Annotated in this window: 9 protein-coding genes and 5 tRNA genes; 5 read left to right on the top strand and 9 right to left on the bottom strand. The window is 36.8% G+C overall.

Annotated features, from left to right (window positions below; genetic code table 11):
- Positions 1-61: 61 nt before the first annotated feature.
- From C7437_RS07270 to C7437_RS17150, 9 genes are all read right to left on the bottom strand, one after another.
- Entirely contained in the window at positions 62-298 is a 237-nt protein-coding gene (locus C7437_RS07270) for a DUF2798 domain-containing protein (protein WP_111439024.1), read from the bottom strand.
- Between the two features lie 104 nt (positions 299-402).
- A complete protein-coding gene (locus tag C7437_RS07265) occupies positions 403-1,023 on the bottom strand; it encodes a hypothetical protein (RefSeq protein ID WP_111439023.1) in 621 nt (206 codons plus the stop codon).
- 9 nt (positions 1,024-1,032) lie between these two features.
- Positions 1,033-2,253 carry a ParM/StbA family protein gene (locus C7437_RS07260; protein ID WP_111439022.1) on the bottom strand — a complete coding sequence of 407 codons (1,221 nt, stop codon included), beginning with the start codon at positions 2,251-2,253 and terminating at the stop codon, positions 1,033-1,035.
- 108 nt (positions 2,254-2,361) lie between these two features.
- Positions 2,362-2,553 (bottom strand): hypothetical protein, encoded by a 192-nt coding sequence (locus C7437_RS07255; protein ID WP_111439021.1) that lies wholly within the window; start codon positions 2,551-2,553, stop codon positions 2,362-2,364.
- Positions 2,546-5,707, bottom strand: coding sequence for a DEAD/DEAH box helicase (locus C7437_RS07250; RefSeq protein WP_111439020.1), 3,162 nt, complete (start codon positions 5,705-5,707; stop codon positions 2,546-2,548). Before C7437_RS07250 ends, C7437_RS07255 begins: the two co-directional genes overlap by 8 nt.
- Positions 5,708-5,963: 256 nt before the next feature.
- A complete protein-coding gene (locus C7437_RS07245) occupies positions 5,964-8,018 on the bottom strand; it encodes an ATP-binding protein (RefSeq protein ID WP_111439019.1) in 2,055 nt (684 codons plus the stop codon).
- 377 nt (positions 8,019-8,395) lie between these two features.
- Positions 8,396-9,397 (bottom strand): HD-GYP domain-containing protein, encoded by a 1,002-nt coding sequence (locus C7437_RS07240; RefSeq protein ID WP_245909257.1) that lies wholly within the window; start codon positions 9,395-9,397, stop codon positions 8,396-8,398.
- 39 nt (positions 9,398-9,436) lie between these two features.
- The gene (locus C7437_RS17155; RefSeq protein WP_245909240.1) at positions 9,437-9,652 is read right to left on the bottom strand and encodes a hypothetical protein; all 216 of its coding nucleotides are present in this window, start codon (positions 9,650-9,652) and stop codon (positions 9,437-9,439) included.
- A complete protein-coding gene (locus tag C7437_RS17150; RefSeq protein ID WP_245909239.1) occupies positions 9,634-9,840 on the bottom strand; it encodes a hypothetical protein in 207 nt (68 codons plus the stop codon). The genes C7437_RS17155 and C7437_RS17150 overlap by 19 nt, the downstream gene beginning before the upstream one ends.
- 1,474 nt (positions 9,841-11,314) lie before the next feature.
- On the opposite strand from C7437_RS17150, the gene C7437_RS07235 reads away from it, so the two are divergent.
- The 5 genes from C7437_RS07235 (at position 11,315) to C7437_RS07215 (ending at position 11,821) form a co-directional block, all read left to right on the top strand.
- Positions 11,315-11,403: transfer RNA gene (locus C7437_RS07235), tRNA-Leu, on the top strand.
- Between the two features lie 16 nt (positions 11,404-11,419).
- A tRNA-Arg gene (locus tag C7437_RS07230) sits at positions 11,420-11,496 on the top strand.
- Between the two features lie 7 nt (positions 11,497-11,503).
- Positions 11,504-11,580 (top strand) — tRNA-Pro (locus C7437_RS07225).
- Between the two features lie 45 nt (positions 11,581-11,625).
- A tRNA-Ser gene (locus C7437_RS07220) sits at positions 11,626-11,718 on the top strand.
- Positions 11,719-11,746: 28 nt separating this feature from the next.
- Positions 11,747-11,821: transfer RNA gene (locus tag C7437_RS07215), tRNA-Met, on the top strand.
- Positions 11,822-11,889: the final 68 nt, after the last annotated feature.

Genomic DNA, 11,889 nt, shown 5'->3' with positions numbered 1-11,889 from the left:
TAGGGAGAAATAGTTGAAGGTTAGTGCATAATCATCCAATAGTTTGTCTAAAACTTCATTATTAATTGTTCTCTGTAAACTTAATCTTATTCATAATTTTGTTTATTTGAACCGGGAAGAAATAGGCCCCCAAGAATGCACAGACAAAAGCCTGAGACCAAATTTTAAACCAATTATTAAAGAAACTACCGTTATAACCAAAATTAATAGAAACTAGTACAAATGAAACAAAAAAAGACATGGCTAGTGCCATGAAAAAAGCAAAAATAAGTCTTTGATATCTGATACTTATTTTCATTGAATCGTCCTTTCAAATAAATAATGCATATATATATTTATATGACCCTGTATGAGAAACATTCACGTTTCTCATACAGGGTCACTAAATAATTTTGTTCCTAGTTATTTATTCATTTTCGATAGGAAGCCACCAAGTAAATCATCTAAGCTTTCTATCTCGACACTTTCCTCCGAGTTCCCTTCAAAAGAGCCATGTTCTTGTTTGGCCTTGTCCCAATCAAAGTTCATCAAATCATCTTCCAATTCATCAGGAAGATATTCCCCTTGATCTTCTTCAAATTCACTCGAAATATTAGTCTGCGTACTTTCATTTTTCAAAGCTTGTTCTATATTTCCAGTAGGCTCAGCCTGTAAATACAGAGCCTGGTCAATATCTAAAGCATTGCTGTTAAGAGAGGCTAGAATAGACATTGCTCGAACAGGATCCGTCAATAAATGATAAACAATATTCCCAAGCATCGCTTCTGAATGTGCGTGTTTGAGCCAATTACGCTGTTCCTTACTTAATTTCTTCGGCATTGGAATCGTTACTGTTTCTTTATCCTTGGATAGTGAGTTGCTCACCCCGTCCAAAACAAACTCTGCTATTTTACTAGAAAAGTTTCTTTTCTCCGTTTCCTTTAACTTTTGCATTTGCCTTACGATGTGATCTGGAGTATCAGCAGGAAGACGAAATGTAATTGCTTGTCCTCTCTGAATTCCAGTCATCCCCACCTTTTCCATGGAATCACCTTATTTTTCTACTTTTTGTTTCATGTGTTCATTATTTTTTATTGGTTGATTACTTTTTATTGGTTCATTACTTTTTATTTCTTTACTATTCTTCCTAACAAAATCAGAAATTAATTTACGATAAGCATTTGCCATCATCCAAATACTTTCTTTTTCGTCTTCAAAGAATTCAATGTTGTAGCCATTTAAGTTATTATTTATCGTTTTGATATATTCTTTTAGTACGATTGCTCCACCGCCTACAAAATAGCAAATTTCTGTTTGGGAATTTTTTTGCCAAACGTTACGTAAATGGCGATATTCCTTCTTCGCTAAGTCCAGTAGAATTCTATCCGTGATATCATGGACGCTTGTGCGACTTCCTTTTACCATAATATGATTGCGGTCATTTTTTCTTGTAATAATATCAACAACATCTCTACGACTATCTAATTCCACACCATGTTTCAATCTAATTTCTTCTCTAATAGACTCTAAGGCTTCAGATACACCTAGATTAAACCCTTGCGCTTTATCGTCGTCAACATTACGATTTTTAATGACTGCGATATCCGTTGATAGTCCGCCAATATCTTGAATCAATATACTTTTGTCTATTAAATCTCTATTAATAACGTTTAAATTATTATCCATTACTAAGTTTATATAAGCTGCAAATCCTTCTGGATAAATCTTCACTTCGTCAAATTTAATATTTACCTTTATCCCCTGGTATTTTGGAGTTACTAAAAATTCAACTTGATGAACTGAACTTAGTAATTGCGAACGGTAGCCAACATCTTTCCCTTCTTTCACTTCACGAAGGGGCAATCCCGTACCTAGAGTGTAAGTTGCATCAATTACATTATTATTCTTTTTAAAAATCCCAGAGTTTTCTTCTCTTGCTGCATCTAACGCTAATGACGCAAAAAGCATAACCAATGTCTGGTCTTCCTCTGATTTGTTACTACCTGGATCTAGTTCACTTGCATTGTCACTTTTTGTAGCTAAATTACCAACACGATAAACTGCATTGTTCTCTTTTAGAGCAGGTGAGTGGATTTTAATATGGATTCCCTCTACCGGATCCTTTTCATTTAAGTCCTCTATCCCTATAACTGGTCTATCTTCTGTTGAGCTTGCAATCACATTCGGAATATATAGCTCAAAATCTAACTTTCCAAATAAAGCCTTTACTGAATCGTTTCCTACATCTACTGCACAAATTCTAGAAGTGTTCATCAAATCATCCCTTTCAATTATATGTTTCTACATCAATAACTACTAAATATTACCTTATGTTAATGTCTAAGTCAATCCACCAAAAGTTGTTTTCATAAAGTAAACATTTCATCTACCGCCGTATACTTGTAAACAAATACGTACACATCCATATAAAACAACATGTGTACGTAGGTGTGTACAAGCATACTCTTTTGTATTCTTTTTGTTTACAAGTTTGTACACATGAATACAAACTTGTAAACGTGCGTACGTTTTTGTAAACATTCGTTTGGTAAGTGCAAATGTTCTCTCACTCAATCAACAATATCTCTTTTATATCCTCTTCTGTCATGCTCGTTAAGGAATCTTGACCTGATTGAATCACTTCATCAATGAGGCTTTTCTTTTTGTGTTGGAGTTCGTTTATCTTTTCTTCGATGGTACCCTTGGCTATTAAGCGAATGATATGTACTTCATTCTCCTGTCCCATACGGTGTGCACGGTCTGCAGCTTGCTGTTCAACGGCTGGATTCCACCAAAGATCGTAGAGGATAACCGTATCTGCTCCAGTCAAATTTAAGCCGGTTCCCCCTGCTTTTAGCGATATGAGAAATAGATCTCCCTCCCCATCATTAAAGCGATCACATAACGCTACCCTGTCGGAAGGAATGGTTTGGCCATCTAAGTAAAAGTAAGGAATACCTTTCCTCACCAATTGCCCTCTTATAATGCCTAACATTTGCGTAAACTGTGAAAAAACAAGCACTCTTCTACCTGATATGCGGCATTCCTCTAATACTTCCATCAATTGCTCAAACTTGGCCGAACTTCCCGTGTATCCCTCCACAAAGAGGCCTGGATGACAGCAAAGTTGTCGAAGCCTTGTAAGGCCAGCTAATATTCTTATCCGATTTTTTTGAAGAGTTTTGTTCTTTAAATGCTTCAATGCATCTTGTTTTAGTTCCGCCAAATAAGCTGCGTATAACTTTTTCTGCTCCTCATGTAAATCAGAGAACAGCACTGTTTCAATCTTGTCTGGCAGCTCTTTTAGAACATCTTTTTTCATGCGTCGTAATATGAATGGTCGCACTCGTTTCGCTATATTTTCTCTACTTAATTCACTAAAGGCTCTTCTACCTGGCAATAAACCGGGAAACACAACATGAAAAATAGACCATAGCTCGTCTAACGAGTTCTCAATCGGCGTTCCTGTCAGTGCAAATCGGTATTCCGCTTGGACCACCTTCACTGCTTTTGCGGTCTTGGTCATTGGATTTTTAAAAGCTTGAGCTTCATCAACAAACATCGTATGAAAAAGTCGATTCTGGTATAGTTCTGTATCCATTCGTAGCGTTGGGTACGAGGTAATTATTACTTCAGTATTTAACGATGTTTTCCATAACGTACTTCTTTTTAATTTATTACCATCTATGATTACCGCTTTAATATGAGGTGTAAATTTTTCCAACTCGTTCTTCCAATTGTAAAGCAGTGCAGCTGGACATACGATCAGTACCGGTAATTGTCTCGCTCGCACATCTGGAAGGACTGATTCGATGAATGCAATACTTTGCAACGTTTTACCGAGCCCCATATCATCCGCGAGAATTCCTCCGAATTTATATTTGGCAAGTAGCTGAAACCATCTGAATCCTGCTTTTTGATAGTCTCGAAGTACTTCTGTTAAAGGGATAGGCCCATCCAATTCTAAGTTACTTGGGTCGTTTAAGTTGTTCAGGAGCCTTGCAAAGTTTTCACCCGGATCTACTAGGTCGCCTTGTCCCAAGGAATCGACTAACTGCATTCCCTTTATTAATGGCACGCGAATTTCTTCACCGATCGTGTCACTCGTTATTCCCATATCAATGATGAAGTTGGATAGCGCTAAAAATTCTGGTGTTTCCAAGGAAACTAAATTACCGTTTGGAATTCGGTAAAATTTAAGTTTTTCTTTAATTGAAGTCATGAGTTGTTGGATTTCCTTTTCTGAAATTCCTTTTAAATCGAAGCGAAACTCTAACCAATCTGTACGTTCTTTTACTTCGACTTTTATCCTCGGGCCGATATATCCCTTCTGTACACGCATTTTCACAGCTGTCGATGCATAAATTTGAATCCGTTTCTCCATGCCAGCAAGGACATGGTACAAAAAGTGATATTCTGCTTCCTCATCGAATAAGTAAAATCCACCAGGTGTTTGGGTAAATCCATTAACTATTAGTAAATCGATAATTTGCTGCTCCTTATCGAGGTTTCGTCTAATCCCAGGGTAATGCATGACTGCTTGCTCTATTTCTTCACAAGGATTGATGACGAGATGTCCATAGTGGAACTCCAATCCTGCTAGAATTCGGTGCTTGACTCGGTCTAAAAACAGCTTGACCCGTAGTGGCGTTTCTCCCATTCTTTTCGAAATGGAATCTGATATATGTACATGACCAAGCTTCATTAACCCTGGTATGACCTTCTCCATAAAATGATCGATTTGGTTCTCGGAAATGACAATTTCGTACTTCCCTGACTGCTCGAGCATTTCCTTCAACTCTGCCAGTCGGTTGCATTCTTCTGGTGGAAGCTTGTACAATTTACCTTCTGAAAATGTATAGCCGTATGCTTTGAAAACTAGTATTCGCGTAAGTCCTTTGACATTCAATTGATAGTTTGCCTTATTGGCCTCATCAAATTCAAAGCTTAGCACCAGCTCTGACCCGAACTGAACTCCCTCATACAATATTTCATCTTGCATAAACCTGACTGCTGATACTTTTGTTAATAAAGACAGTAGCTGCTCCCAATCGGAAGCAGCTATTAACAATATATCTTCTTGTAATACATATTCGTTTGTTACACGCTGACTCTTCATTAATAATTGAAGGACTTCATCAGTTTCACTTGGAAAACTATAAAGTTCCTGTGCATAGATCAGCCCTGGAGCATACTCGAACGGTTCTTGTTGCCCTATTTCAGTCAGAAATCCTTTTATATTTTGGATACTATGCAATTCATTTGGTCCAACGCGCATCTGGATTCCAAATACATACTCCCCGTCCCCAAGAAAGAATGGTCGACATGTGAATTCCACAAGCAGCGTCTGTCTCTCGTCAAAATGTAATTGCTTTCCAGTAGGATGCACAGATCTATTTTCAAACAAATCCATCATTCTCATAGCCAATCGCTCTTCTATTCGCTCGTTCGCTTCGATCGCCAGTAAAACTGCCGCGATGTGCTGGCAATACGTTTGTACAAAACCGATCGGCGGGCAAGTACAAGTAGCCGTAACGTTTCCATTTGGGCTTACTTCCACTGTGACATCAAAATCATCCCCAGCTTTCACACTGGCTTTGATTACTACATCGTCTTGTTGAAAGGCTTGCAAATGTACTTTTCCTGCCTGGTAATAGGATTTACCCCGTTTATAAGCAGTAACACCACATAACTTCTTTATTATTTTTTCATTCATCGAAAAATTCATTGTCCAATCCTTTCTCGACCTTTATCGGAAATCTCTTGTATCCTTTTATTTGGTTATATCTTAGCATGTTTGAACAGTCAATACGGATTCGCAGGTATAATTCAACGTAAAGTTAGAACTGTACAGTGAATTTAAGCACTAAAGAAACGAGATAAAACTATTTAATGTAGTTTTATCTCGTCGCACTTTTCTATATTTGGATAGGTTCCACTTAGCTACTTTAAGGTTCAGTTTGACTAAGTGAGGTTTTTAAACATTAGCTTAATAGTTTAAATTTTACAAAAAAAATAGTGCCTTCCGATCCTGTTTGAATTTCAATTTTTGCATTATGACGGGCAGCAATGGCATAACATATCCCTAAACCTAAACCAGTGCCATTATCTTTAGTTGTGTAAAATGGAGTACCCAATTTCTCTAACACTTCAGGCCTTATTCCTTCCCCCTGATCCCGCACTGCAAGAACCACATAATTTTCATCTTCCTTGTAGGTACTGATGGTTAGGACTTCCCCTGTGCTCATCGCTTCTAGGCCGTTACGGTATAGGTTTATTATTAATTGCCGTATCTCATTACGATTTAAAAGTAATTCTGGAATGTCTTGAGTATTAAATTCAATAAATTTATTTTGATTAATTGTATCAATCTTTATTAAAGGAGCAATATCATGGATAATTGAATTTAAATCTAACATCTGTAAATCGGATGATTTTGTATTACCCATCGAGAGAAATTCAGTAATAATAGAATTGGCACGGTCAAGTTCTTCAATCATTATATGAAAGTAATCATTATATTCCTCAAATTTATCTTCTTTTTTTAATAACTGCAAAAATCCTCGTACCGTTGTCATAGGATTTCTAATCTCATGGCTGATACCTGCTGCCATTTGCCCGATTAAATCTAAGTTAGATAATCTTCTAAATTCCTTCTCATATTTCTTTTTTTCCGTTATGTTTTTAAAAAGACAAAAGATACCCTCGTCATATGGATAAGCAAATACCTCCTCCCAATAATTACCAGATGCTGAAGAAATTTCGAAATGTACTGGAATTCGCTCAGACATTGTACGATGAAGTTCTTTATAGAAGACCGTATCCACACTTTTTGGGAATACCTCCCATATATTTTCACCTAATACGTCTTTTATTGTTTTTCTTCGTGGTAAATATTGGTGTTTATTTACGTAAATAAATTCCCATTCTTTATTCAAGGCAAAGAATCCATCTGTAATACCTTCAATTACACTTGTAACTTTTTCATCAGCAACAGCTAGTTCCCTTGTTCGCTCTTCCACCCTGTTTTCAAGTTGATCCATATATAACAAGTTTGAAAACGTAGGGGCTAAAGCATTAACTATAGATTGTGCCAGTTGAATTTGGGATTCATCGTAATTGTGAGTTTTTCCTTCTAAATTAACAACCACTATTACTCCTAGGACTTCCCCCATTGAAACCAATGGAATCATAAGTAGCCCCAATGTATCTTCACTTAGGATGTGAATAACACTTTTTGTTTTAATAACCTCTTGAATTATGTCATCATAGCTTTGGTCCATTCTTATGTTACGAAGGATTTCAATCCATTCTACTTCTGCCCAATCACATTCTTTACTTAACTTCATTAATCTAATTGTTTTTATATCAAAGGAATCTTGAAGGTGGGCAGCAATGTTTTTACTTTCTAATACCTTTTCTAAATGAAAAAAACATTTATCAAGACTTTCCTGTATCGAGGAACACATCGAAAAATCACGTGTAACATTAAGTAATAACTGCTTTTCTTCAACAAATTTTTCCTTTTGTGTTAAAATTTTTGCGTTTCGAATTGCGACTGCAGCCATATTCACATAAGCTTCAACAGATTGAATTTCTGACTCTGTTAAATTCATTGGAGTCCCATAATCAAATAAAAAAACTAAACCATATAAATTCTGCTCGAATGAAATAGGCAGTGCTAATAAGGACTTAATTTTAAAGGCTTCAACTGATCTCGGATCCGACCGATTATCTTTTGAGGTATCAGGGATGTAGACCGTTTTTTGGGTTTCAATAACTTCTCTTGCCAGTAAATCTATCTCTGGATCAATTACCTGCATATCGAGTGTTTCGTTATTCATAATCTCTGGTTTCCCTACAAATCCTTTGAATGTTCCATCTTTCTGCGGCAAATAAATACCAACAGAATTACATTGAGCAATCTCTTCGGATATCGCCGTTGTTACATGCTGTAATACTACGCGTAGTTCTAACTTTGTATTTATTATTTTTGTTATATTTGCAAGCCTAGAATATCTCGTCTGTTTCCTTAACATTCACATTGTCTCCTATTATCATAAGCATAATAAAATTAACGTAAAAAACCCAATTAATAATTATTGCCTACTTACAATTTCAATTTTATTCAAATATCCTTTTATCTCCTATTTGACACAGGTATCAATAAATTTAATATAAATACTGAAATACAGACTTTATAGTAACCGTGGACACAAATTACTTTCGTTAATTTTCAGACCGAATATAAGCTCTTGTTCCAATAGTTTCAAATATATATCCCCCTTGGACCATTGCATATATTTTTATTGAACTTATAATAATCAAAAATTTTTCATGAAAAAACACACCCGAGCATACGTGCAAGAGTGTATTTTCAAATCTTTTAAGTAGGGACGAACAGTTTTATAAACTTCTAAATTGTAGAAACTAATACACCCGTTGTATTGCTATTAATGGCATTAGAAGGGTATTGATAAACAGATGGATTTCGATCACAAAGGGATATCCATGCATTAACACATTTTGGATCAAAATGTTTCCCTCTTTCTTTCATTAATAAATTCATTGCATTGCTATGGGACCATGCCTTACGGTAAGATCTCTCTGAAGTAAGTGCATCATAAACGTCTGCAACTGCCACGATTCTAGCTAACAAATCAATTTCTTCACCCTTAAGCTTGTCCGGGTACCCGCTTCCATCCCATTTCTCATGATGAGACCTAATAATACTTAGTTCCTCTTTCATAAATCCAAGGTCTCTACACATTTCGTAACCACTTAAGGGATGCTGTTCTATTATTTCTCTTTCCTCGTTTGAAAGTTTTCCTGGTTTATTTAAAATGGAATCTGGAATACTAATTTTCCCGACATCATGCACTAATCCACCTTGTGCTATTGCATGAAGCTGCTCTGGTTTTAGCTGGAGCTCTTCTGCTAGTTGCAATGCATACATCGTCACTCGAAACGTATGGCCTACAGTATATTTGTCTTTCTTCTCTGTTGCAATAACTAAAGTTTTCACACTTGGAGAAATACTGTTCGTAATTCTTTCAAAAGGATCATTCGTAAATAAAGCACGCATGGCAGAAATGAACGTTCCTTGTGTAGCATACTGCTTTATTAAACCAATAAGCATTACAATCATCGATGCAAGTAACAAGTAATGATATATCCACCAGCTAAATCTCCAAATCTCTCCCGTAACCATAATAATTTGGGATAACATAAACCATCCTGCAGTATAGACTATTGATAGTTGAAGAGGAAACCGAGAAAATCTATACGTTTGATAATAACGAAACATGGTATTGAAATTTAATAATAGAGTAAACAACACGATTGCCCCGTTAATAGGTTGCACATCTAAATGCACAATTTCAGTAATTTGAGGAAAAAGCATACTAACGATCACCACAACACTCAATAATGCAATCCACCCCGGAAGTAGTACTACTTACCACTGTGATAGAAATGCAATTAACTTATTATCTGAAGGCAATGAGGAAAGCCACAACCAAATCGTAGCTAAAAACATACTCAATTGCGCAGCAACTCCAGTTAAATGCGTTATATGTAACAATAAGTGAGGCATCGATAAACCATGTAATAGAAACATTAACGCAAGAGAAATAAAAGACAAAGCCAAGAAGCTTACTTTAATATTTTGCAATCTTTTCCCGCAATTCCAACTGCAATAGCAATAATCGCAGACAAAAATGCAACAACACTTACAATATAAAAATGTCCTTCTGGATCCATAAAACGCGGATCTGCAATAAACCCGAATCTTAAACAAAGAAATAAGACAAGGGGTAAAACCATTGCGACTAAAGGTCCAATAAAGCTATATTTTTTCATTTAATGCCCCCAAAACTCGAAAATTATGTAAATAACGAGAGTATCTAACTCTAGTATAACAAGTTTATTTTTATTTCGACAATAAAGTGAATCAATTCATAAATATGCAGATATGTTCACTCTATAAACAAGAAAACAGCTGACAAAATGTCAGCTTTAGCAGCTTACGTTCTATCTAAAGTAAGTGTCTATTCTTCTATTATCCAAACCAACGACACTATGAGAGATATGATTTTCACTTACTTTGCGTCCTCGTGAACTTGACTATTTTAGCTTAAGATAAGCACGTCGCTCAGCATATACAGTACACTCTAAGCAAAGTTTTACTTTCTTTCCTTTAGGGTCTTTATAGAGACGATAAAGACTAGATTTGCGTTTACAGATCGCACACTTCGAACTAAAAATACGAAACATAATGACACCTCTCCCTTAAATACATATTATTTCCCTGGAAATATAACCAGTTTGGTTTTTCACGAAATATTCTGTCCTAAAAACATGCACTTCTACCCTATTTCAATTCTTGCTTTACTTTAACAAAACAACCAATCGATATATATAGAGCGCGCAGAGTCTCTCATTCTTCCTTCCTCTAAAGGAAAAATATTTGAATACGAAGAGGACATTTTATTAGTAGAGGACCGTCTCTCTGGTAAGGATATACAAGCAATACATAATCTATTGCTAGAACTTGCTACAGCCAACCCATTCGCTCCAAAAATGACTTCAATCTTGCAAAATATTGCTCATGCTCTAGATTCACAAGGTACCTATATTCCAAATGTTCAACCGGATATTGCGACCATATCTTTAAGCTCTGCATTCATTTTGCGTAAGAAAACACAATCGTAACTAAAAAAAGACCTTCTTTGATATTTCTTACATCATGTTTAAAGACACGATTACATTACAAGAACACTTCGGATCTAATCCCACTCAGACAGTATCCTGCAGATCGTTTAGAACCGATAAAGTCTGTGTACTTACCACATGTGATTCGAGAAGGCTCTTCACAAAATGCATATAACGAAGTAGAAGCAGCTATTACAACAATCTTGAAACAGCCCTAGAAAGCCTATGGAAAAAGATTGATGAAATGGGCATTCGACCTTATGTGGAGTGGCGTGAGGAATCTAGTGATGTTGCAATAGGATACACGAGAGAGCAATCAAGGGGCATTGTTACGTATCCCCTCTCTTCTTAACCAAAGCTTTCACTCGATGATTTCGATGGTTCTGGGGAGCAGCGGAGAAAATGGCGGAGACACTTTCTCCGCCATTCTATTTCTTTTAGGTAAAAGTGTAAGCGGAAATACTGTCCAATCGATTCAATAAATATCGTACATACTGGGTTCTGAATTGATGAAATTCTTATACTTTCTTATTCTTTTTAAATAAACATTGCTTTTCATGTGGATAATACCTTATACTATATAATGTTGCAAATTACTAATAGTAGTTCAGTCTTATAACATGCCGGGGTGGCGGAACTGGCAGACGCACAGGACTTAAAATCCTGCGGTAGGTGACTACCGTACCGGTTCGATTCCGGTCCTCGGCACCATTTTTAAAAAAGATATGCGCTCGTAGCTCAATTGGATAGAGCACTTGACTACGAATCAAGAGGTTGCAGGTTCAAGTCCTGCCGAGCGCACCATATATGACGGGAAGTAGCTCAGCTTGGTAGAGCACTTGGTTTGGGACCAAGGGGTCGCAGGTTCGAATCCTGTCTTCCCGACCATTTATTATTATCTTTTGTTCAGCTGCGAAAGCATCTGCCATACACGGAGGAATACCCAAGTTCGGCTGAAGGGATCGGTCTTGAAAACCGACAGGCGGGTAAGACCGCGCGGGGGTTCGAATCCCTCTTCCTCCTCCATTTTTTATCATTGTAAGTATATTATTGTCGCGGGGTGGAGCAGTGGTAGCTCGTCGGGCTCATAATCCGAAGGTCGCAGGTTCAAATCCTGTCCCCGCAACCAAAATGGTCCCGTGGTGTAGCGGTTAACATGTCTGCCTGTCACGCAGAAGATCGCCGGTTCGATCCCGG

This window comes from Psychrobacillus insolitus (assembly GCF_003254155.1).
In the GTDB taxonomy this organism is placed as follows: domain Bacteria; phylum Bacillota; class Bacilli; order Bacillales_A; family Planococcaceae; genus Psychrobacillus; species Psychrobacillus insolitus.
This window is presented reverse-complemented; position numbering and strand designations above follow the sequence as displayed.